The 20,949-nt window shown below is 59.3% G+C and carries 20 protein-coding genes; 16 read left to right on the top strand and 4 right to left on the bottom strand.

The window, feature by feature from the left end; all coding sequences use genetic code 11:
• Window positions 1-47: 47 nt before the first annotated feature.
• Together MHM37_RS03870 and MHM37_RS03875 are read left to right on the top strand one after the other, a co-directional pair.
• Window positions 48-326, top strand: coding sequence for a sulfurtransferase TusA family protein (locus MHM37_RS03870; protein WP_139526357.1), 279 nt, complete (start codon window positions 48-50; stop codon window positions 324-326).
• The gene (locus tag MHM37_RS03875) at window positions 323-1,426 is read left to right on the top strand and encodes an AI-2E family transporter (RefSeq protein ID WP_139526358.1); all 1,104 of its coding nucleotides are present in this window, start codon (window positions 323-325) and stop codon (window positions 1,424-1,426) included. Before MHM37_RS03870 ends, MHM37_RS03875 begins: the two co-directional genes overlap by 4 nt.
• Before the next feature lie 40 nt (window positions 1,427-1,466).
• Here the strand turns inward: MHM37_RS03875 and MHM37_RS03880 are convergent, their stop codons facing one another.
• Entirely contained in the window at window positions 1,467-1,940 is a 474-nt protein-coding gene (locus tag MHM37_RS03880; RefSeq protein WP_239296038.1) for a peroxiredoxin, read from the bottom strand.
• A 247-nt stretch (window positions 1,941-2,187) separates the two neighbouring features.
• Between MHM37_RS03880 and dapA the strand changes: the two genes are divergently transcribed.
• The 3 genes from dapA to purC all read left to right on the top strand — a co-directional run bounded on the left by dapA (window position 2,188) and on the right by purC (window position 4,883).
• Complete coding sequence (dapA, locus tag MHM37_RS03885; RefSeq protein WP_139526360.1) at window positions 2,188-3,072, top strand: 4-hydroxy-tetrahydrodipicolinate synthase; 885 nt, start codon at window positions 2,188-2,190, stop codon at window positions 3,070-3,072.
• Between the two features lie 81 nt (window positions 3,073-3,153).
• Complete coding sequence (gene bamC, locus MHM37_RS03890) at window positions 3,154-4,134, top strand: outer membrane protein assembly factor BamC (RefSeq protein ID WP_139526361.1); 981 nt, start codon at window positions 3,154-3,156, stop codon at window positions 4,132-4,134.
• Between the two features lie 32 nt (window positions 4,135-4,166).
• Window positions 4,167-4,883 carry a phosphoribosylaminoimidazolesuccinocarboxamide synthase gene (purC, locus tag MHM37_RS03895; protein ID WP_139526362.1) on the top strand — a complete coding sequence of 239 codons (717 nt, stop codon included), beginning with the start codon at window positions 4,167-4,169 and terminating at the stop codon, window positions 4,881-4,883.
• Here purC and tsaA read toward each other — a convergent pair.
• The gene (gene tsaA, locus MHM37_RS03900; RefSeq protein WP_139526363.1) at window positions 4,860-5,630 is read right to left on the bottom strand and encodes a tRNA (N6-threonylcarbamoyladenosine(37)-N6)-methyltransferase TrmO; all 771 of its coding nucleotides are present in this window, start codon (window positions 5,628-5,630) and stop codon (window positions 4,860-4,862) included. The genes purC and tsaA overlap by 24 nt on opposite strands.
• A gap of 139 nt (window positions 5,631-5,769) precedes the next feature.
• On the opposite strand from tsaA, the gene MHM37_RS03905 reads away from it, so the two are divergent.
• Entirely contained in the window at window positions 5,770-6,300 is a 531-nt protein-coding gene (locus tag MHM37_RS03905; RefSeq protein ID WP_239296036.1) for a GNAT family N-acetyltransferase, read from the top strand.
• Window positions 6,301-6,304: 4 nt separating this feature from the next.
• Here the strand turns inward: MHM37_RS03905 and nadC are convergent, their stop codons facing one another.
• Window positions 6,305-7,159, bottom strand: a complete 855-nt coding sequence (gene nadC / locus MHM37_RS03910) for a carboxylating nicotinate-nucleotide diphosphorylase (RefSeq protein WP_139526365.1) — start codon at window positions 7,157-7,159, stop codon at window positions 6,305-6,307.
• 82 nt (window positions 7,160-7,241) lie between these two features.
• Here nadC and ampD point away from each other — a divergent pair, with 82 nt between their 5' ends.
• The 7 genes from ampD to MHM37_RS03945 all read left to right on the top strand — a co-directional run bounded on the left by ampD (window position 7,242) and on the right by MHM37_RS03945 (window position 16,570).
• The gene (gene ampD / locus MHM37_RS03915) at window positions 7,242-7,817 is read left to right on the top strand and encodes a 1,6-anhydro-N-acetylmuramyl-L-alanine amidase AmpD (RefSeq protein WP_239296034.1); all 576 of its coding nucleotides are present in this window, start codon (window positions 7,242-7,244) and stop codon (window positions 7,815-7,817) included.
• A gap of 410 nt (window positions 7,818-8,227) precedes the next feature.
• Complete coding sequence (gene aceE / locus MHM37_RS03920; protein ID WP_153842506.1) at window positions 8,228-10,900, top strand: pyruvate dehydrogenase (acetyl-transferring), homodimeric type; 2,673 nt, start codon at window positions 8,228-8,230, stop codon at window positions 10,898-10,900.
• Between the two features lie 58 nt (window positions 10,901-10,958).
• Window positions 10,959-12,974, top strand: coding sequence for a pyruvate dehydrogenase complex dihydrolipoyllysine-residue acetyltransferase (gene aceF / locus MHM37_RS03925; protein ID WP_239296032.1), 2,016 nt, complete (start codon window positions 10,959-10,961; stop codon window positions 12,972-12,974).
• A gap of 262 nt (window positions 12,975-13,236) precedes the next feature.
• Window positions 13,237-13,890, top strand: coding sequence for an adenylate kinase (gene adk, locus MHM37_RS03930; protein ID WP_219861735.1), 654 nt, complete (start codon window positions 13,237-13,239; stop codon window positions 13,888-13,890).
• A gap of 112 nt (window positions 13,891-14,002) precedes the next feature.
• Complete coding sequence (tsaB, locus tag MHM37_RS03935; RefSeq protein ID WP_239296030.1) at window positions 14,003-14,704, top strand: tRNA (adenosine(37)-N6)-threonylcarbamoyltransferase complex dimerization subunit type 1 TsaB; 702 nt, start codon at window positions 14,003-14,005, stop codon at window positions 14,702-14,704.
• A complete protein-coding gene (locus MHM37_RS03940) occupies window positions 14,701-15,411 on the top strand; it encodes a class I SAM-dependent methyltransferase (protein ID WP_139526371.1) in 711 nt (236 codons plus the stop codon). The genes tsaB and MHM37_RS03940 overlap by 4 nt, the downstream gene beginning before the upstream one ends.
• 37 nt (window positions 15,412-15,448) lie before the next feature.
• Window positions 15,449-16,570, top strand: coding sequence for a phospholipase D-like domain-containing protein (locus MHM37_RS03945; RefSeq protein WP_239296028.1), 1,122 nt, complete (start codon window positions 15,449-15,451; stop codon window positions 16,568-16,570).
• A 5-nt stretch (window positions 16,571-16,575) separates the two neighbouring features.
• On the opposite strand, the gene MHM37_RS03950 is transcribed toward MHM37_RS03945, so the two are convergent.
• Window positions 16,576-17,256 carry a YecA family protein gene (locus tag MHM37_RS03950; RefSeq protein ID WP_239296027.1) on the bottom strand — a complete coding sequence of 227 codons (681 nt, stop codon included), beginning with the start codon at window positions 17,254-17,256 and terminating at the stop codon, window positions 16,576-16,578.
• 87 nt (window positions 17,257-17,343) lie between these two features.
• On the opposite strand from MHM37_RS03950, the gene MHM37_RS03955 reads away from it, so the two are divergent.
• The 3 genes from MHM37_RS03955 (at window position 17,344) to MHM37_RS03965 (ending at window position 20,943) form a co-directional block, all read left to right on the top strand.
• On the top strand, window positions 17,344-17,892 hold the full coding sequence (locus MHM37_RS03955) for a SprT-like domain-containing protein (RefSeq protein WP_239296026.1): 549 nt from the start codon (window positions 17,344-17,346) through the stop codon (window positions 17,890-17,892).
• A gap of 170 nt (window positions 17,893-18,062) precedes the next feature.
• Window positions 18,063-20,012 carry an acetate--CoA ligase gene (acs, locus tag MHM37_RS03960; RefSeq protein WP_239296025.1) on the top strand — a complete coding sequence of 650 codons (1,950 nt, stop codon included), beginning with the start codon at window positions 18,063-18,065 and terminating at the stop codon, window positions 20,010-20,012.
• 268 nt (window positions 20,013-20,280) lie between these two features.
• Window positions 20,281-20,943, top strand: coding sequence for a response regulator transcription factor (locus MHM37_RS03965; RefSeq protein ID WP_016916171.1), 663 nt, complete (start codon window positions 20,281-20,283; stop codon window positions 20,941-20,943).
• Window positions 20,944-20,949: the final 6 nt, after the last annotated feature.

Genomic DNA, 20,949 nt, shown 5'->3' on the forward strand with positions numbered 1-20,949 from the left:
AGCCATCGAACGATCGAGCACCATAAAAGCTGCCTTTGGGGAGAAGTATGTCTGAGCAAATAGCGTCTGGGTTGGCCGAAGGGGTTCAGCCTGACCAATTATTGGACGCCACTGGATTGCACTGCCCGCTACCGCTGCTGAAAGCCAAGCAGGCACTGGCTGGCTTGGCTCCCGGTCAGCTGCTGGAAGTAAGTGCCACCGACGCCGGGTCTTGGCGCGATATGGCGGCCTTTACCGAGCTAAGCGAGCATGTCATGGAAGCGCGGACGCAGCGCGGCGATGTGTATGTGTTTTGGATTCGTAAAGCAGGGAACGCTCGCTCATGACCATGCGCAGCATTCTGAAAAGCTGGGTCGAGCGCTATTTTTCAGACGAAGAGGCGTTGATTCTGCTGCTCGTTTTGGTGGGCGGTTTTGCCGCGATCATCTGGTTCGGGCGTATGCTCGCGCCTTTTTTCACCGCTCTGGTGTTGGCGTTTCTGCTGCAAGGCGTGGTCAGCGCCCTGACGAGGCGGCGAGTGCCGCACTTGCTGGCCGTCATTTTGGTGTTTGTGGCGTTCGTTAGCGTCCTGCTGGCGCTTGCCTTCATTTTGATGCCGCTGATTTGGAATCAGCTGGTGGGACTCGTCCAAGAGACACCGCGGATGTTTGCTAGTGGTCAAGGGTGGCTGGATCAGTTGCAGGAGCGCTTTCCCAATATCGTAACGCCCGATCAGATACAGAGCTGGATCGGCGTGGCCGGGCGGGAGATCAGTCAGCTTGGCCAGCGTGCCCTAACGCTTTCATTGACGTCGCTGGGCAACATCATGTCACTGATCATTTATTTGGTGTTAGTCCCCATTTTGGTCTTTTTCATGTTGAAAGATCGTGAGGCGCTGGTGGGTTTTACGCTCTCGCTGCTGCCGCAAAAGCGGACGCTGTTGACCCGCATTTGGCACGAAATGGATCGTCAGATCGCTAATTATATTCGTGGAAAATCCATCGAAATCGTCATCGTCGGTACGGTGGCGTACATCACCTTCGCCTTTTTCGGGCTGCCCTATACGGCGCTGCTGGCGGTGCTGGTCGGTTTTTCCGTCCTGGTGCCTTACATTGGTGCGGCGGTGGCCACGCTCCCCGTGGCAGCGGTGGCCGGGTTCCATTTTGGCATTAGCGAGCAGTTCGTGTACGTACTGGTGGCTTATGGGATATTGCAGGCGCTGGATGGTAACGTGCTGGCCCCTGTACTGTTCTCGGAGACCAACAACATTCACCCGGTCTCGATTATCGTCGCCGTACTGTTCTTTGGCGGTATTTGGGGGTTTTGGGGGGTGTTCTTCGCTATCCCGCTGGCCACGCTGCTCAAGGCGTTGGTATACGCCTGGCCACGGGGGCTCGAAAGCCGACAGGCAGTGCAGCCACCTCAGTTGGAGCAGGAGTCGCCCTAAGCGCGGTGCCCCCCGAGGGGCACCGCGTTGAGCGCCGTGATTACTGGTTGTGAAGCGCCTGCGCTGCGTTCAGCACGTCCTCTGCATGGCCGGGCACTTTGACGCCTCGCCACTCCTGGGCCAGTTTGCCGTCCTGGTCGATCAAGAAGGTGCTGCGCTCGATGCCCAAGTGCTCTTTGCCGTACATCTTCTTGAGTTTGATGACATCGAATAGCCGACAAACGGTTTCGTCTTTATCTGATATCAGCTCGAAATTGAAATCCTGTTTGGCTTTGAAATTCTCCTGGGCACGCAGTCCGTCGCGTGACACGCCAATGATCAAGGTGTTGGCCGCATCGAAGGCGGCTTTGCGGTCGCGAAAGTCGCCGCCTTCGGTGGTGCAGCCTGGCGTGCTGGCTTTCGGATAAAAATACACCACCACTTGCTTACCGCGCAGTTCGGATAGCGTAATGGTGGTGTCGCCGGTGGCGGGGGCGGAAAAGTCGGGGACGGGCTGGCCAAGTTCAATGGTCATAAAGGCTCCTTTCAAGGGTCACTTTCATAGAGAATTACACGCAAGCGCCGCGCAACTGTCAAAGCGTTCGATAAACTCACAGCGCTTTACGCTGTACAGGCTCGAATCGCCTGAGTACCATTTGCTGTTTGTGGGCGGGGGTGACGGCGCTCCTTCAAGGCATCAACGCTGCGTCTTGTCGCAATGTACGTCATTGCATCCCACGTGGCAGCTTGATTTCAACTTTTTGCAGGTGAGGAAAATACGGATGATCACAGGCAGCATTGTCGCCCTGGCGACGCCGATGAAGGTCAATGGCGACATCGACTGGGAGGCGCTTCGTCGTCTGGTGAACTTCCACCTCGACAATGGTACCGATGCCATCGTCGCTGCGGGCACCACGGGTGAGCCCACCACCATGTCATTTGCCGAACACTTCGATGTGATCCGCAGCGTAGTGGAAGAGGTGAACGGTCGCATTCCGGTGATTGCCGGTACCGGGGCGAACGCGACCTCGGAAGCCGTCGAATTGGCGCGTTACGCCAGTGAAGTGGGTGCGGATTACTGCCTGTCGGTCTGCCCTTACTACAACAAGCCTACCCAGGAAGGCTTGTATCAGCACTTCAAGGCGGTGGCAGAAGGCAGCAAGCTGCCGGTGATTTTGTATAACGTACCGGGCCGCACCTGTTCCGACCTTTATAACGAGACCGTGGTGCGCTTGGCCGAGGTGAACAACATTATCGGCCTGAAAGACGCGACCGGGAACCTTGAGCGTGCTGAGGATCTAATCTCACGCCTGAAAGGCAGCGACTTCATGCTCTACTCCGGTGACGACGCCACGGCCTGTGATTTCATGCTGATGGGCGGCCACGGTGACATCTCCGTCACCGCGAACGTGGCCCCAAAAGCGATGCACGATCTTTGCGTGGCCGCTGTGGCCGGTGACGCTGACAAGGCGCACCAAATCAATACGCGCCTGATGCCGCTACATACCAATCTGGGCATCGAATCCAACCCCATTCCCGTCAAGTGGGCGTTGCACCGCATGGGCTATATGGACGCCGGTATTCGCCTGCCGCTGACCTGGCTGTCGGAGAAGTACCACGGCACGGTCAGCGAAGCGCTACAGCTGGCGGGCGTCGTAGAGGAGTAGTCCGGCGCTCGAAACCCTTTTGCTACCCGGTGAAGGCAGTGCCTGCCGGGTAACCGATCTGTTGACTGTTAAGGTGGCTTGATGAGCTCTGTGCTTGAACAACGTGCGCTTAAATGGATACCGCTGGCACTCGCAGCCGCTGTCACACTGGCAGGTTGCGCGCGCGATGGTTACTACCACGACCGCAACTTGGACTACACCGAAGCGGCTCCTGCGCCGCCTCTCGTGCTGCCTGACACCCGCGACACCCAGCGTTACCGCGACGCAATGCCGGTCCCCCAGGTGGCCATGCAGGGCACGCGGCTCGATGAGCCGGCCGAGATTCAGCCGCCGCAGTCACTGGCTATTGGCAGCGGATTGGAGCCCGACTACGTCGAGCGTCGCCAAGTCGGCGATCAAAGCTGGCTGGTCGTGGCGGCAGACCCTGGCAGCGTGTGGCCACAGCTGGAAGCCTTCGTGCGCAGCCGCCAGCTTCCCGTTCAAGACAGCAGTGCCAATCAAGGCGTCATCGTAACCCCACAAGCGACGCTAAGGCTGCAAAGCGCTCTGCGTGCCGGTAGCAGCGAAGTACGCTGCGACCAGAACGGCCAAAGCGTCGAGAGCTGTCTTGCTGCCCTAGAACAGTATTTGGGCGCGCGCAGTGCCACTGCCAGCTCCTCTTCGTGGACTGCCCAGCGTTTGGCCAATGAGCAAACGCTTCAGCTACGTCAGCAAGGCGAGGAGTGGGAAGTCGTCATTCCGCAGCCCATCGACCGTGTATGGGCCGAGCTGAACCACTATTTGTCGCTCGATTTCACCCAAGAGGGTCAGCGCGACCTGCTCGCGACCTCCGCTGATGACTACGAGTTCTTGGTGGAGTACATGACCGAAACCGAGCGTGGACGTAACCCGTTGCAGATCGTCTTTAGCCCAGACGTACGCCGGATGTCCCAGCAGATTCGTTTGGCGCTCGAGCCCAACGGCGACCAAACCGTACTGCGTGCCATCAACGCCAGCGAGCGTAATTTTAGTGCTGATGATCAGCGCGAGTTGCTTGAGCGTGTCTCCGGCTACTTACGTTAACCTTTTGATTCTCACTTTCTCACGGAGCCTCCATGGAAAAGCGCCAAGAACTCTATGCCGGCAAGGCAAAATCCGTCTACACCACTGACGATCCTGACCTTCTGGTACTGCACTTTCGTGATGACACCAGCGCTTTCGATGGTAAGAAGAAAGAGGCGCTCGCCCGCAAGGGGATGGTGAACAACATCTTCAACGCCTTCATCATGGAGCGCTTGGAAGAGGGGGGTATCCCCACGCATTTCGAGAAACAGCTTTCCGATAACGAGAGCTTGGTCAAGAGAATGCAGATGATTCCGGTCGAGTGCGTGGTGCGCAACATTGCAGCGGGCGGTTTGGTGAAGCGTTTGGGAGTGGAAGAGGGGATCGCCCTTAATCCGCCGACTTTCGAGTTGTTCTTGAAGAACGACGAGAAGGGCGATCCGATGATCAACGAGTCGCTGGCGGAAACGTTTGGCTGGGCAACGCCCGAGCAGCTTGCCAAAATGAAGGCATTGACATTCAAAGTGAACCACATTCTCAAGCAGCTATTTGCCGAAGGCGACATGCTGCTGGTGGATTACAAATTGGAGTTCGGCGTATTCAACGGCGAGGTGGTACTGGGCGATGAGTTCTCACCGGACGGTTGCCGCCTGTGGGATGCCAACACCCGCGAGAAGCTGGATAAAGACCGCTTCCGTCAGGGCTTAGGTGGTGTGATCGAGGCCTACGAAGAGGTGGGTCGTCGTCTAGGCATTACCTTTCCCGCCTAGGACCGTTTCGTCTGTTAGCGGATCGATTGCCACCACCTTGAAGGTGGTGGCGTCGTTTCCAGAGGCGGCATTAGTCGCCTGAAATTTGACGTCCACATCCCGCAGCCGTACGCCGTATATGCGCTCGCTCTGGAGGTCTTTCTGGTAGGCAGGGCGGGGGTCTTGGCCCAATACTTGCTCGATCAGCGCATGGAGTGACGCCCCATCGGCACGAGCGGCAAGGCTTGCTTGGGCGGCCTGGCTAAAGTGCACGGGCAGCAGTGTCGGTGCATGGGGAGCAAACCCGCCCCGTGCTTCAGGCTTGGCTTCGGCCCACGGCAGATAGGGCTTGATATCGACCACGGGCGTACCGCTAATCAAGTCACACCCGGCGAGGTGCAGGCTCACGCCTTGCCGAGTGTCGATGTGCGACAGCTCGATCAATGACAGCCCAAGTCGATTGGGACGGTGAGTGCTGCGGCTAGCAAAGACGCCGACTTTGCGGTTGCCGCCCAGCCTGGGTGGGCGCACCAAGGGCGTCCAGCGGGTCGGGCTGTGATGAAAGATAAACGTCACCCACAGGTGGCTAAACGCTTCCAAGCCTCGTACGGTGAGAGGATCATCGAACGGTGCAGTCAGTAGCAAACGCGCGTTGGCCGCTGGCGCGAGCCCAGGCTGGCGGGGGACGCCGAACTTATCCGGATAGTCGCTGACGATATGGCCAATGGGCGTCAGTGTAAACGACGCGCTGTCCGAGCGATCATGCATAGCACTGCCTTGTGGTTGACCGACACCGACGGGGTCGACGAGGTGGTACTTTCGTAACGTGGCAACGAGTATAAAATAGCTCGCTGGTGACCGACAGTCCGCTATCGTTACCAGCCGCTAAATCGCATTGAGGCGAAGCATGTTGAAAACGAACGAACGCGCACCCTCTGCTGCGCCGACGGCCCGTGTGACCTACCGCGCGGCGCTAGCCAAAGATGCCGCTGACCAGGCGGAAGTCTTCTATCATGCGGTCATGCAAGGGGCGACCACTCACTACGGGTTGGATGAGCGCCGCGCCTGGGCCAACGCGCTACCTCGCGAGGCGAGCGCTTGGGCGGCGCGCCAAGCGCTCTATACCACGCTGGTGGCGGCTTGCGATGGCCGTTGTGTTGGTTTCCTGGAACTCAACATTAGCGCAGGTCGTATCGAAACACTCTACGTCTGGCCATCGCTGGCGGGGCGAGGAATCGGTACCACGCTACTGATCCACGCCGAGCGCATTCTGCTTGAGAACGGCGTGTCTAGCATAGAGATCGAGGCGAGCCTGGTCCTCTATGAGCGCCTGCTGCGCCGAGGCTTCGACAATCTCGGCGAGCAGTGGGTCGAACGCAGTGGTGAAATGCTGCGTCGTTACCGATTAGTGAAGCGGCTCAGCGCAGTAGAAACGTAGCGCGCTAAACGTTGAAGGTTTGGGTGATCCGCATCGACAGGTCGATGGAGGTGACGTCTTTCGTCAGCGCGCCGCTGGAGATGCAGTCGACCCCTGTGTCGGCAATCGCCCTTAGCGTGGCGTCCTTTACGTTGCCAGAGGCCTCTAGGGTGGCCCGCCCGCCGTTGATTTCGACGGCCACGTGGAGGTCTTCGATGGCGAAGTTGTCCAGCATGACGATATCCGCCCCGGCCGCTAGCGCTTGGTCGAGCTCCTCAAAGGTTTCGACTTCTACCTCTACGGGCAGGTCGCTGGCCACTTTGCGGGCTTGCGCTACGGCTGCCTGAATGCCACCGCAGGCGGCAATGTGGTTCTCCTTGATCAAGAAAGCGTCCCATAGGCCGATGCGGTGATTGTGGCCGCCTCCACAGGTGACCGCGTATTTTTGAGCCAGTCGCAGGCCGGGAAGGGTTTTCCGAGTATCCAACAAGCGTACGCCGGTGCCTTCGAGCAAGTCGACGTAGCGTCGCGTCGCACTCGCGGTCGCCGACAGCGTTTGCAGCACGTTGAGCGCGGCGCGTTCGCCAGTGAGCAAGCTACGCGCTGGACCTTCTAATTCGAGAAAGCACTCGTCGGCCGCCAAACGGTCACCGTCGGCGGCTTGCCAACGCAGCGTGACGCGGGCATCCAATCGGCGAAAAATCTCGTCGACCCAGGCAACGCCGCAGAGCACGGCGGGCTCCCGGGTCACCACCTTGGCGGTGGCCCATTGGTTCTCAGGAATCAGCTGAGCCGTGATATCGCCCGCTCCTACGTCCTCTGCTAGCAGGCGGGCGGCACAAGCGCGAATCTCTTCAGCAAGAGCAGTTTGATAATCCATAGCGGTGAGGTCTCTGGGCGTCGTCTTCGATGACGGGCATTATAGTGAAAGGGAACGCCAACGTAGAGGAGTGCGTGCGCGCATGAACCAAGAAAACCGGCCGGGGGAGTGGGCCAAGGCGCGGCAGCTGCCATCGCCTAACCAGGACGCACGCCCTCAAAACGAGGTCTCGCTGCTGCTTTTGCACGCCATTAGCCTTCCGCCTGGGCAGTTTTCAGGCGATGCCATCGAGGCGCTGTTCACCAATCGGCTCCATCCAGGCGAGCACCCTTTTTTTGCCGAGATCGCCCATTTGCGGGTGTCGGCACATCTTTTGATTCGCCGCGACGGCGCGTGCGTCCAGTTCGTCGATACCGACCGTCGCGCCTGGCACGCAGGACGCTCGTTGTGGTGGGACCCAGCGCTGAGCGAATGGCGATCCAGGCTCAATGATTTCTCGGTGGGCATCGAGCTCGAAGGCGATGACGTCACCCCGTTTACCCGGGCGCAGTATGCAGCGCTGGTGGAAGCGGTGGGGTGGCTGATGGCCCGCTACCCCAATATGACGCCGCAGCGTATCACCAGCCACGCCAAGGTGGCGCCGCTGCGTAAGACCGACCCAGGGCCCGCTTTCGACTGGGCGTATTTTCGCCAACAGCTGACACTTGCTACCTTTTAATTAGAGTAAGCCCGTTGGTTAAAAAGCCATGTTAAGTGATTCTTGAGGCAGGTAATAAAACGGTAGTTTAACTACATTTTGGGGGTGTTAGTCGTAGCAACAAAGGTCTTATAAAGCGCTTATGTTGCAGTGCAATAGTTTGTTTTGGATAGCCTTTTACGTTTCACTGGAATTGGCAGCGTGGCGACTTTGCGGTATCTTCGCATATACAAAAGGCTAACTTTCACTCTATACGTGTAGCTTTACTACATCAAGGCGAGCGTAGCTCGTTGAATGTAGAACGAAAACCCCCGTACGATGCAAACGCGTCGTGCCATTGCATGGCCTGTGGTGGCCCAACACCGCAGCCGCCCCAGGCCCGAAGGGTTGGCGGGGCTCATTGTCATTTATCGTCATTCGGAGAGACCTCTATGAGTCTGGAGACAAGAGAAGATCTCGATCCGGTCGAAACCACGGAGTGGCTGGAATCCCTGGAATCGGTACTGGATCGTGAGGGCGAAGATCGTGCCCGCTACCTGATGACCCGCCTGGCGGATCGCCTGCGCCGGGACGGGATGAAGGTGCCCTTCTCGGTGACAACCCCCCACCGTAATACGATTCCGGTTCACCGCGAAGCGCCCATGCCTGGCGATCTGTTCATGGAGCGCCGTATTCGCTCTTTGATCCGTTACAACGCCATTGCACAGGTCATTCGTAACAACCGGGCCAACCCGGGCTTGGGTGGTCACATTGCAAGTTTCATGTCGTCTGCCACGCTATATGATGTGGGGTTCAACCACTTCTTCCGTGCCCCTAAAGGCGATTTCGAAGGCGACCTGATTTACATTCAGGGTCACGTAGCGCCGGGTATCTACGCGCGTTCGTTTCTGGAAGGTCGCCTGACCGAAGAGCAAATGGACAAGTTCCGTCGCGAAGTCGACGGCGACGGCCTCTCTTCTTACCCGCACCCGTGGCTAATGCCGGATTACTGGCAGTTCCCCACGGTGTCCATGGGTCTAGGCCCGATTCAGGCCATCTATCAAGCCCACGTGATGAAGTATCTGCATCACCGTGAGCTAAAAGACATGCACGACCGCAAGATCTGGTGCTTCATGGGCGACGGCGAGTGTGACGAGCCGGAATCCCTGGGCGCGATCTCGTTGGCGGGCCGTGAGAACCTCGATAATCTGATCTTCGTCATCAACTGTAACCTGCAGCGCTTGGACGGCCCGGTACGCGGTAACTCCCGCGTCATGGACGAGTTCGAAGGTGTCTTCCGCGGTGCCGGTTGGAACGTGATCAAGGTCGTTTGGGGTCGTCACTGGGATCCGCTGTTCGAGAAGGATAAGAAAGGCATCCTTCAAAAACGCATGGACGAGGCGGTCGACGGCGAGTACCAGAACTACAAGGCGAACGGCGGTGCTTATACCCGTGAGCACTTCTTCGGTAAGTACCCGGAAACCGAAGAAATGGTCAAAGACCTCTCCGACGAAGATATCTGGAAGCTCAACCGTGGCGGTCACGACCCGTTCAAGGTCTACGCGGCCTATCACGAAGCGGTCAATACCTCCAATGGCAAGCCCACCGTCATCCTGGCGCACACCATCAAAGGGTACGGCATGGGCAGCGGCGATGGCGAAGCGGCCAACGAAGCGCACCAGGTCAAGAGCATGGAGTACGAAGCGCTGAAGAAATTCCGCGACCGTTTCGGTATTCCGCTCACCGACGAGCAGCTCAAGGACGTGCCGTACTACAAGCCGGAAGAGGACTCTCCCGAACTCAAGTACATGCACTTGCAGCGCGAGCGTCTTAACGGCTATCTGCCGAGTCGCCGCAGCACGTTCGAGCCGCTGGACATTCCGACCCTGGAAGACAAGACCTTTGCCTCGCAAATGGGCGGCTCCAAAGGGCGCGAAGTGTCTACCACCATGGCGTTCGTGCGTATTCTGAACGGTCTGGTGAAAGACAAGAAACTGGGCAAACAGGTCGTGCCGATCATTCCGGACGAAGCGCGTACCTTCGGTATGGAAGGTATGTTCCGCCAGCTCGGTATCTACACCTCTGAAGGTCAGAAGTACGAGCCGGTCGATAAGGGCCAGATCATGTACTACCGCGAGGACCAGAAAGGTCAGGTTCTCGAAGAGGGGATTTCCGAAGCAGGCGCGATGTCAGCGTGGATTGCCGCTGCGACCTCCTACAGCAACAACAACGTCACGCTGCTGCCGTTCTACATCTACTACTCGATGTTCGGCTTCCAGCGTATTGGCGACTTGGCCTGGGCCGCAGGCGACTTGCAGGCGCGTGGCTTCATGGTCGGCGGTACCGCTGGGCGTACCACGCTCAACGGTGAAGGCCTGCAGCACCAGGATGGCCACAGCCTGATTCAGGCGTCCACCATCCCTAACTGCCGCAGCTACGACCCGACCTACGGTCATGAGGTGGCGGTCATCGTTCAGGATGGTTTGAAGCGCATGTTCACCGATCAGGAGAACTGCTTCTACTACCTGACCGTGATGAACGAGAACTACGAGCACCCCGAACTCGAGGACGTACCGGCCGACGATATCGTCAAGGGCATGTACCTGCTCAAAGAGACGAAGGGTGACAAAGGTCGCGTTCAGCTGATGGGCTCGGGCACCATTCTGCGCGAAGTGGAAGCCGCCGCCGAACTGCTGGCCAACGACTGGGGCATCGGTGCCGACATCTGGAGCGTGACCAGCTTCAACGAATTGCGTCGTGAAGCGCTGCTGCTGGAGCGTGAAGCGTTCCTCAACCCGGATGCCGAGGCCAACAAGCCCCACGTTACCAAGTGCCTGGAAGGTCGTGATGGTCCGGTGATTGCGTCTACCGACTACATGAAGCTCTACGCGGATCAAGTACGTGCTTGGGTGCCCAGTGATTACACCGTGTTGGGTACCGACGGCTTTGGTCGTTCCGATACCCGCGAGAAGCTGCGCTACTTCTTCGAAGTAGACCGCTACTTCGTCACCGTTGCTGCGCTGCGTGCGCTGGCCGACCGTGGTGAGCTTGATCGCAAGCAGGTTGGCGAAGCGCTGAAGAAGTATGGCATCGATGCCAACAAGCCAAACCCGCTGACCAGCTAAACCGCTGCCCGGCGGACAGATGTCCGCCGGCTCGATCCGATTTGGAAGGAGCGCGACCTTGAGTAGCGAAATCATCAAAGTTCCCGACATCGGTGGGGATACCGATGTCGAAATCATCGAGATTGCGGTGTCAGAAGGCGACGTCATCGAAGCGGAAGACACCCTGATCACTCTGGAATCCGACAAAGCCAGCATGGACGTACCGGCCCCGAAAGGCGGCAAGGTGATCAAAGTGTTGGTCAAAGAGGGCGATAAAGTCTCGGAAGGCGACGATATCGTCGAGCTGGAAGTGGAAGGTGGCGGTGAGAGCGATGCCGAGCCAGAAGCGGAAGCCGACGAAGCGTCGACGTCAGACGAAGCGCCCGCCAAACAGCAAGAAGACGCCGCTCCGGCGCCGAAAAAGGCCGGCGGTGGCAAGCAGACCGTCGACATCAAGGTGCCTGACCTTGGCGGCTCCGATAACGTCGAAATCATCGAAGTCGCCGTGAGCGAAGGCGATGACGTCAACGCCGAAGACCCGCTGATCACCCTGGAGTCTGACAAGGCCTCCATGGACGTACCTAGCCCGCACAGCGGTAAGATCGTGTCGCTGACGGTGAAAGAGGGCGATACCGTTTCTGAAGGTGACGTGATCGGCCAGATGGAGATCGCGGGCGAAGATGACGATACCGACGACGCGGACGCGCCTGAGCAGGCTGACGAGTCTGCCTCCGCTAACCAATCTGCCGACGCCGAAGACGATGCGGCTGACGACGATAGCGGCTGCGGCGAGCCCGAACGCAAAGAGATTCGCGTGCCGGATCTGTCGGGCTCTTCCGACGTGCCGATCATCGAAATTGGTGTTGCCGCCGGTGACGAGGTCGACGTCGAAGCTCCGCTGATCACCCTGGAGTCCGATAAAGCCTCCATGGACGTGCCGAGCCCCTTCAAAGGCAAAATTCTGGAACTCACCGTCAAAGAGGGTGACACCGTTTCTGAAGGCGACGTGATCGGCTATATGGAAGTCGCGGGTGCCAAGAAAGCGGCACCGAAGAAAGCGGCTCCTGAAAAGGCGGATAGCAAGCCGCAGAGCGCGCCCAGCGCCAAACAGGCCTCTCCGGCGGGCTCCCCCAGTCCCGAAGCGCAAATGGCGTCTCACAAGCCTCGCGACGGCAAACTGGTGCATGCAGGCCCCGCCGTGCGTATGCTGGCCCGTGAGCTAGGCGTCGATCTGGGCCTCGTGAAGCCCAGCGGCCCGAAAGACCGCGTGCTGAAAGAGGACGTGCAGGCCTACGTCAAACAGGCGATGGCCAATCAGGGTAAAGCCCAGGCCGCCGCTCCTGCGGCCAGCGGTGGAGCAGGCATTCCCGCCATGCCGGACGTCGACTTCAGCCAGTTTGGTGAAGTGGAAGAGAAGCCGATGGGTCGCCTGCTCAAGATGGGCGCGACGAACCTGCATCGTAGCTGGCTCAACGTGCCCCACGTGACCCAATTCGACGAAGCCGACATCACCGAGCTCGAGGACTTCCGCAAGGCCATGAAGGCCGAGGCCGAAGCCCAGGGGGCCAAGCTCACGCCGCTGCCCTTCCTGGTCAAGGCGTGTGCCTTTGCACTGCGCAAGTTCCCGCAGTTCAACGTCAGCTTGAAAGGCGACGGCGATACGCTGGTGTGGAAGAAGTACGTCCATATCGGCATCGCGGTGGATACTCCGGACGGCCTGATGGTGCCCGTGCTGCGAGACGCCGATAAGAAATCCTTGATCGAGATTGCCAAGGAGATGGCGGAGCTAGGCAAGAAAGCGCAGAGCAAGAAGCTCAAGCGGGAAGAGATGACCGGTGGCTGCTTCACCATTTCGAGCCTGGGCTCGATTGGCGGCACGGCCTTCACACCGATCGTCAACGCCCCCGAGGTCGCGATCTTGGGTGTGTCGAAAGCGCAGATGAAGCCGGTTTGGGATGGCAACGCCTTCCAACCGCGCTTGATGATGCCGCTATCGCTCTCCTACGATCACCGCGCGATCAACGGGGCAGATGCAGCGCGCTTCACCGCCTTCCTGGCGGACGTGCTCACCGATATCCGTCGCTTACTGCTGTAAGCGGTCGACCGAGCAAGCCACAAGCGGCGCCCTGAGGGGCGCCGCTTGTGTTTATAGCTAGGCCACTTAAACGATAGTTTGATTAAAACAGGGTGACCAAAGTACTAACGCTGGCCACTTTGCTGTTTTTACTCAAAAAAACACAAAATAATCGTGCTCTCAGGCTTTTGGGGAGTTGTGTCGCCTGAACGGCACGGTTATTGTCGATTCATTGATTTCAACGATCACTATCATTCAAGACGATCATTCAAGGAGCAGTGCCATGCGTTTAATCCTGTTGGGTGCCCCCGGCGCGGGGAAGGGGACTCAAGCTCAATTCATCTGTGAGCAGTTCAAGATTCCCCAAATTTCCACCGGGGATATGCTGCGCACCGCCATCAAAGACGGCACCGAGCTGGGCCTGAAGGTCAAAGAGATTATGAACAGCGGGGGACTGGTGTCGGACGACATCATCATCGACCTGGTCAAGGAGCGCATCAGCCAGCCGGACTGTGAGAATGGGTTCTTGTTCGACGGCTTCCCGCGGACCATCCCCCAAGCAGACGCCATGAAAGAGGGCGGCGTCAAACTGGACCACGTGCTGGAAATCGCCGTGCCGGACGAAGAGATCGTCAGTCGCTTGGCGGGTCGCCGCGTGCATCCGGCCTCTGGTCGTGTGTATCACATCGAGCACAATCCGCCCAAAGAAGCGGGTAAAGACGACGTAACCGGCGAAACGCTGATCCAGCGTGAAGACGATCAGGAGTCCACGGTGCGTAATCGCCTGTCGGTCTACCACGACCAAACCGCTCCGCTGGTGGACTACTACCAGCAGTGGGCGAAAGAGGATCCGGCGACTGCACCGCAGTATCACCGCGTCGAAGGCGTAGGCAGTGTGGCAGACATCACTCGTCAGGTGAAAGAAGCGCTCAGCTAAGCGCGCCTCAGCGTTACGTGCCTCGATGGCCCGCAGGTTTCCTGCGGGCCATCGTCGTTTCAGGCGTGCGGCGGTATACTAGAGGCCTATTTTTACGGAGTGCAATACCGCTATGTCGTCGTTATACCTTCTGGCACTGGATGCCTCCTCCAGCGCCTGCTCTGCGGCACTACTCCGCCATACAGGCGGCCAACGTGACTGCCTTGCACGCTTCGAGATGACGCCACGCGCGCACACCAAGCGCTTGATGCCAATGGTGGATGAGCTGCTTGCCGATGCGGGCATTGCCCCACAAGCGTTGAATGCCGTCGCCTTTGGGCGCGGCCCCGGCTCGTTCACCGGCCTGCGCATTGCGGCCGGTGCCGCGCAAGGATTGGCGTTTGGCTTGGACTGCCCATTGCTCGGCGTGTCGACCCTGGAAGCGCTCGCGCTTCAGGCGCATCGGCGTTATCACTTTCGCCATGTGGTCACCGCGCTGGATGCGCGCATGGGCGAAGTGTATGCCGCTACCTGGCACTGCCTGAACGATACCCTAAGCTTACAGAGTGACGAGGTCGTCATCCCGCCCGGTGCGTTTCGCTTGCCGGCCGGTGAAACCGATTGGGTGGGCGTGGGCTCCGGCTTTGGCCTATGGGACGAATTTGCCGTCGGTGTGCAGGCCAGTATGTCGCAACATCTCACCGATATGGAGCCACGCGCGGAGGAGATGGCGTGGCTGGCCGCGCGCGACTTGGACGCAGGTCTGGGCCAGGCGGCCCATGAGGTACAGCCGGTGTATCTGCGAAATGACGTGGCTTGGAAGAAACCGGCATGAGCCAGGCAGTACCGGAGGTTTTGCTACCACCTGGGCTGACGCTGGGTTACATGGAGGGTCGGCTTGCCCTGGCGGGAGACGAGCGCGAGTACGGCAAACCGCTCAGCGTCGACTTCGTCTCGGGCAAGGCCGCGCACCGTCGTCAGTTCGGTGGCGGCCGTGGACAGCTGGTGGCAAAGGCCTGCGGGCTAGCCAAAGGCGTGACGCCGAGCGTGGTCGATGCCACGGCGGGCCTGGGTCGCGACGCCTTCGTACTGGCCAGCCTCGGGGCGCCGGTACTGATGATCGAGCGGGTCGCGGCCATCGCCGCCTTGCTCAGCGACGGCCTAGCGCGTGCGGCGGCCGCAGAGGACACCGCCGCGATTGCCGCGCGCATGTACTTGCGTCATGGCGATGCCGCCGAGCGGTTGGCGAGGCTGGTGGCGGACGCCGAGTTTACGCCCCAAGTCGTCCACCTGGATCCCATGTTCCCCCATCGCGACAAGTCCGCGCTGGTGAAAAAAGAGATGCGCGTGTTTCGCGAGCTGGCCGGAGACGACGACGATGCTCCTCGCTTGTTGGAAGCCGCGCTCGACGTGGCGACCCACCGGGTGGTAGTGAAACGCCCCCGTAAAGCGCCGCCTATTGCAGGGCCCGCGCCGCAGCACACGTTGGAAGGCAAAACGAGCCGCTACGATCTATATGTCCATCGCTCCCTAAGTCGCTGAGCGTTGATGACACAGCGGAGCCAGAGAAGGAGTCTCTATGCAGCACGAGTGGCGAGAAGGGAACCGGGTGGTGTTGCTGCCGGAAGCGTCGCGCTTTTTACCGGCGATGTTCGACGCGGTGAGCCAAGCGCAGCACTACGTGCTGGTGGAACTCTACTTGATGGAGTCGGGGGAGCTTGCCACCCAAGTCATCGACGCGCTGGCGTCCGCCGCTAGGCGCGGCGTGCAGGTGTTTCTACTCCTGGACGGCTACGGTGCGATGGGGCTGGAGCGACGCGACCGTGAACGCTTGCAGAGCGCTGGCGTAGCCTTGCAGCTGTTCAACCCGATTGGCTTTCACTCGTTGGCCCGCAATCTGAGCCGTGATCACCGTAAGATAGTGGTGGTGGACGGTGAGCTTGCCTTTACCGGCGGTTTTGGCGCGGTGGATGAGTTTTTGCAGGCGTGGTACGAAATCGCGCTACGCATCGACGGACCGACCGTTGCAGACTGGGAGGCACTGTTTCGCCGTTTGTGGCGTTCCCGGCTGACCCGCCAGGCGTCGGGGGACCCAGCGCCCCTTCCGCTCCCGCCTCAGCGCAGCGCGACGTCCCATGCCGATGGCGTGCGTGGGCGAGTAATGTCGGCCAGAGGCTATCGCTACCAAGCAATTCGCCACTCGCTGTATGCCCGGGTCAGTCGTGCGCGTCAGCGGCTGTGGCTATGCACGCCCTACTTCGTGCCTACGTTTGCGCTGCGCCGCCGCTTGATCCGCGCCGCTCGACAAGGCGTGGATGTACGTTTGCTGCTGCCCGGCGCCAAGCACGACCACCCCGGCGTGCGCTATGCGGGCCAGCGTTTTTATCAGGCACTGCTGAAAGCGGGCGTGCGCATTTTCGAGTTCCAGCCGACCTTCATACATGCCAAGTTCGTCCTGGCCGACGAGTGGGTTAGCCTAGGCTCTTGTAATTTCGATCACTGGAACCTGCACTGGAACCTAGAGGCCAACCAGGAGATAGACGATCCAGGATTCGCCAGCGACGTGCAGGCGCTTTTCGAACGTAATTTTGCTGCCAGCCAAGAGGTGGATGCTGCCGCCTGGGCCGCGCGCCCCTGGGGGCAGCGGGCCAAGGAGTGGGTGTATGGTGTCGTGGACGGTTTGGTGATGCGCCTGAAATAACGCGGCTACTGGCGCTTTTTGCCCTTCGCTTTGGCGGGCGTCTTTTTGCGCGGTTTGGGTTTGGGCGTTTCTGGTGGTACCCGGTAGTGCAGGTAGAGGTCAAGGACGAGCTCGGGCAGCTGGGCGACGAAGGATTCTTGGCTGGCCTGATCTTTGGCCATCTCGGCCATGTCGGGTTCGTCGTCGAAGAGCCCCGATAGCGACATGAACGGCAGCAGCAGCGTGGCGGCAGCCTCTTCATCCTCCTGGAACCAAGCGCTCTCGTCGCTGAACACGCCTTCCATGAAGCCTGCACACCAGTCGCCAATCGGCGTCTCTTCTGCGGGCAGACCATCCAGCGTTAGTTCGAAGGGCAGTTCCGGTAGGCCCCCTTGCTCCAGGACCGCCATGGCGTTGTCGCGCAGCAGTGTCAGCAGTCGGACGATCTCATCGCGCTCGGTGGCATCGCGGTAGTTGGGTTCGCCTTGAAAAAGCTCCTCCAGCCACTGCTCGGTGGGCTGCTCGCTAGGCGCGACCGCCAGAGCGACCAGAAAGCCATGGGCCGAAATCAGGTCGAGGGCATCTTCGCCCACTTGTTCAGAGTCGAGAAAATCGTCCAGCCTGTCGAGCTGTTCGTCGTCAAGCAGCGGCTGAGGCGGGGCACTGTCGGGCGAGTTAGCGTCGGTCATGGTATGGCGCTCTGCCATGGGGAGCCTCGTTATCAACGTCATGTTTGAAAACCGCTGTCGATCCATCACAATCGATCAACGTCACTAATGGCTAGTTTATCACTAATGAAGACGTCTCCACTCCCCCCTTGGCCGCGCGATGAACTATCGGCGCTTTCTCATCCGGCACTGCTTCGCGCCGTCCAAGAGCGGGTCGAGCAAGCTTTGGCACGCTGTCGAGAGGTACATCCCGCGCTGCCCGCGCCCAAGGTGTGGTTTGATCTAAAGGGCGCATCGGCGGGGCAGGCACACCTTGGGCGGGGCGGATTGCGCTTCAATCCGGTGCTGCTGGCCGATAATCGCGAGGCGTTTTTCGACGAGGTGATTCCTCATGAGATGGCCCACTGGCTGGTCTTTCATCTGGCCCAGGGGACTCGCTTTAAACCGCATGGCCGCGAGTGGCAGACGGTCATGCGGGATCTGTTTGGGCTCGCGCCTCGGGTCACCCACCGTTTCGATATTCAGCGCTCGCAACCGCGCCCTTTTCACTATGAGTGTGGCTGTCGGGTGCATCGCTTTACGTCGAGACGTCATGCCTTAGTCGCAAAGGGGCGTCGCTACCGCTGCCGTCATTGCGATCAGACCTTGGTCTATCGTGCTTTCGTTAGTTCGTAATTGTTATTTTAAGCTACTGTTTTTTAAATAAAAATTGTTAATACCAATGTCTAAAGGGAAGCCGATCGGGACAGGTTTATGCTAGGTAAATATTACGCGCGTCGGTGCAGCCAATAACAAAACCGACCACACTTACCAGAGAGTGCAACTTCACGGACAGAGGCAATTTCATGAGCGAGCATAACAACGTCTATCCAGTGCGCGATAGCATCGCTGCCAAGGCATGGGCCGATAAAGATAAATATGCGGCAATGTATCAGCAGTCCATGGACGACCCGGAAGGTTTCTGGGGCGAGCAGGCCAAACGCCTTGACTGGATCAAACCGCCCAGCAAGATCAAGAACACCTCGTTTGCCCGCGATAACGTCGATATTCGCTGGTTCGAAGATGGCGAGCTGAATGTCGCGGCGAATTGTCTGGATCGTCACTTGGAGAAGCGCGGTGACCAAACGGCGATCATTTGGGAAGGCGATAATCCCAATGAATCCAAGCACATTAGCTACCGTGAGCTCTACGAGCGAACGAACCAGCTAGCCAACGGCCTGAAATCTCTGGGTATAAAGAAAGGCGATACTGTCACGCTCTACATGCCGATGATACCCGAAGCGGCCATGGCCATGCTGGCTTGTGCCCGTATCGGCGCGGTGCACTCGGTGGTGTTTGGCGGCTTCTCCCCCGACGCGGTGGCCCAGCGGGTCATCGGTGCGGACTCCAAGCTGGTCATCACTGCCGATGAGTCAGTGCGTGGTGGCAAGCATGTACCGCTCAAAGAGAACGTCGACTCCGCGCTCAAGCGTGACGGCACCGACGTATGCAAGAACGTCCTGGTGGTGAAGCGCACCGGCGGCGATATCGATTGGCAGGAAGGTCGCGATATCTGGTTCGACGAGCTGGTCGATAAGCAGTCAACCGAGTGCCCGGCCGAGGCGATGAACGCCGAAGATCCGCTGTTCATTCTCTACACCTCCGGTTCCACCGGCGCGCCAAAAGGCTTGAAGCACACCACCGGCGGTTACCTGACTTACGCGGCCATGACGCATCAGTACGTCTTCGACTACCAGGAGGGCGAGATCTACTGGTGTACGGCGGACGTGGGTTGGGTGACCGGCCATAGCTATATCGTTTACGGTCCGCTGGCAAACGGCGCCACGACGCTGATGTTCGAGGGCGTACCGAGCTATCCGACCCACGGCCGCATGGGCGAGATCGTCGACAAGCATCAGGTCAATATCCTTTATACGGCGCCCACCGCCGTGCGTGCGCTAATGGCTCACGGTGACGGCGTGATGGACTCTAGCAAACGCGATTCACTGCGACTGTTGGGCTCGGTAGGTGAGCCGATCAACCCCGAAGCCTGGGAGTGGTTCTACCGCGTCATCGGCAATGAGAAGTGTCCGATTGTCGATACCTGGTGGCAGACCGAAACCGGCGGCATCATGATTGCACCGCTGCCGGGGGCCACCGACCTGAAACCAGGCTCGGCGACCACGCCTTTCTTTGGCGTCAAACCTGCCCTGGTCGATAACGAAGGCCACCAACTCGAAGGAGCCACCGAGGGCAACCTGGTGATTCTGGACTCCTGGCCGGGGCAAGCGCGCTCTATCTGGGGCGATCATGAGCGCTTCGTTCAGACCTATTTCTCTACCTACGACGGCATGTACTTCACGGGCGACGGCTGCCGTCGTGATGAGGATGGCTACTACTGGATCACCGGCCGGGTGGACGACGTGCTGAACGTCTCCGGCCACCGCATGGGCACCGCCGAGATCGAGTCGTCGCTGGTGGCGCACTCTGCCGTGGCCGAAGCGGCGGTAGTGGGCTTCCCCCACAATATCAAAGGCCAGGGCATCTACATCTACGTGACCCTGAACGACGGTATCGATCCCACGGACGAGCTGAAGAAAGAGTTGACCCAGTGGGTACGCAAAGATATCGGGCCGATTGCATCACCCGACGTGATTCAATGGGCTCCGGGGCTACCGAAAACGCGCTCGGGTAAAATCATGCGGCGTATTTTGCGTAAAATTGCTGCCAACGAGTGCGATGGTCTGGGCGATACCAGTACCTTGGCGGATCCGTCGGTCGTCGACGATTTGATCGAGCATCGGGCCAATCAGTAATCGACTCGCCCCGCTGCCCATGGCAGTGGGGGTATTCAATGACGGGCGTCAAGCATTGGCGCATTGCTGTCAGGCAAACTGCGCTTACCCGATGCAGTGCCGGCCACAGGGCCGGCACTGCTGTTTTTGTGCGGATGACGTCTCAACGACAAATTGTGCATGTGATGCTTGGGCATGATGAAGCCCATGGGGTACCATGCTTCAACCGTATGAGCCTAGCGTCGCGGCGGCAGGCAACCCCGCTGCTCGAGGAACCGGAGGAATATCCATGGCAGTAGCCCATAAGTTTATCGTCGCTGACGACCATCCGCTGTTTCGTGCAGCACTCACCCAGGCGTTGCGCCAGTTGGCCCCCCAGGCTGAGATTGTCGAAGCCGACACCATGGAAGCCACCACTGAGGTCGTCAATCGACACCCCGATGCAGATTTGATTCTGCTGGATCTGCACATGCCCGGTGCCCACGGCTTTTCGGGCCTCATTCAACTGCGCGGTCAGATGCCGGATATTCCGGTCGCCGTAGTATCTGGCAGCGATGAACCCTACGTGGTACGTCGTGCCATCGACTACGGTGCTTCTGGCTTCATTCCCAAGTCGTCATCGCTGCAGCTGATTGCCGAGGCGGTGGGTGAGATTCTGCAGGGGGAGGTGTGGCTGCCGGAGGCGCTGGCCAACGTCCTCGAAGAGACCAGCGAAGAGGAGTCGCGCTTTGCCGAGGCGATCGCCTCGCTCACGCCGCAGCAGTTCCGCGTGCTCAATATGCTCACCGAAGGGCTGTTGAACAAGCAGATTGCCTACGAGCTAAACGTTTCGGAGGCGACCATCAAAGCCCACGTGACGGCCATTTTGCGCAAGCTGGGTGTCCATTCACGCACCCAAGCGGTGATCGCGGCACAGAAACTGGAAGTGGAGCCGCCAAAAGTCGAGTCGTAACGGCGG

The sequence above is a fragment of the Halomonas sp. MMH1-48 genome, from assembly GCF_022348105.1.
Lineage (GTDB): Bacteria > Pseudomonadota > Gammaproteobacteria > Pseudomonadales > Halomonadaceae > Vreelandella > Vreelandella piezotolerans.

Coding starts and splice junctions, on each gene's coding strand:
- MHM37_RS03965 (WP_016916171.1), top strand. CDS start 20,281: ATGGCAGTAGCCCATAAGTTTATCGTCGCTGACGACCATCCGCTGTTT.
- tsaA (WP_139526363.1), bottom strand. CDS start 5,630: ATGCATGATCGCTCGGACAGCGCGTCGTTTACACTGACGCCCATTGGC.
- MHM37_RS03955 (WP_239296026.1), top strand. CDS start 17,344: ATGAAGACGTCTCCACTCCCCCCTTGGCCGCGCGATGAACTATCGGCG.
- adk (WP_219861735.1), top strand. CDS start 13,237: ATGCGTTTAATCCTGTTGGGTGCCCCCGGCGCGGGGAAGGGGACTCAA.
- purC (WP_139526362.1), top strand. CDS start 4,167: ATGGAAAAGCGCCAAGAACTCTATGCCGGCAAGGCAAAATCCGTCTAC.
- ampD (WP_239296034.1), top strand. CDS start 7,242: ATGAACCAAGAAAACCGGCCGGGGGAGTGGGCCAAGGCGCGGCAGCTG.
- MHM37_RS03880 (WP_239296038.1), bottom strand. CDS start 1,940: ATGACCATTGAACTTGGCCAGCCCGTCCCCGACTTTTCCGCCCCCGCC.
- bamC (WP_139526361.1), top strand. CDS start 3,154: ATGAGCTCTGTGCTTGAACAACGTGCGCTTAAATGGATACCGCTGGCA.
- acs (WP_239296025.1), top strand. CDS start 18,063: ATGAGCGAGCATAACAACGTCTATCCAGTGCGCGATAGCATCGCTGCC.
- tsaB (WP_239296030.1), top strand. CDS start 14,003: ATGTCGTCGTTATACCTTCTGGCACTGGATGCCTCCTCCAGCGCCTGC.
- MHM37_RS03875 (WP_139526358.1), top strand. CDS start 323: ATGACCATGCGCAGCATTCTGAAAAGCTGGGTCGAGCGCTATTTTTCA.
- MHM37_RS03870 (WP_139526357.1), top strand. CDS start 48: ATGTCTGAGCAAATAGCGTCTGGGTTGGCCGAAGGGGTTCAGCCTGAC.
- dapA (WP_139526360.1), top strand. CDS start 2,188: ATGATCACAGGCAGCATTGTCGCCCTGGCGACGCCGATGAAGGTCAAT.
- nadC (WP_139526365.1), bottom strand. CDS start 7,159: ATGGATTATCAAACTGCTCTTGCTGAAGAGATTCGCGCTTGTGCCGCC.
- aceE (WP_153842506.1), top strand. CDS start 8,228: ATGAGTCTGGAGACAAGAGAAGATCTCGATCCGGTCGAAACCACGGAG.
- MHM37_RS03905 (WP_239296036.1), top strand. CDS start 5,770: ATGTTGAAAACGAACGAACGCGCACCCTCTGCTGCGCCGACGGCCCGT.
- MHM37_RS03940 (WP_139526371.1), top strand. CDS start 14,701: ATGAGCCAGGCAGTACCGGAGGTTTTGCTACCACCTGGGCTGACGCTG.
- MHM37_RS03950 (WP_239296027.1), bottom strand. CDS start 17,256: ATGGCAGAGCGCCATACCATGACCGACGCTAACTCGCCCGACAGTGCC.
- MHM37_RS03945 (WP_239296028.1), top strand. CDS start 15,449: ATGCAGCACGAGTGGCGAGAAGGGAACCGGGTGGTGTTGCTGCCGGAA.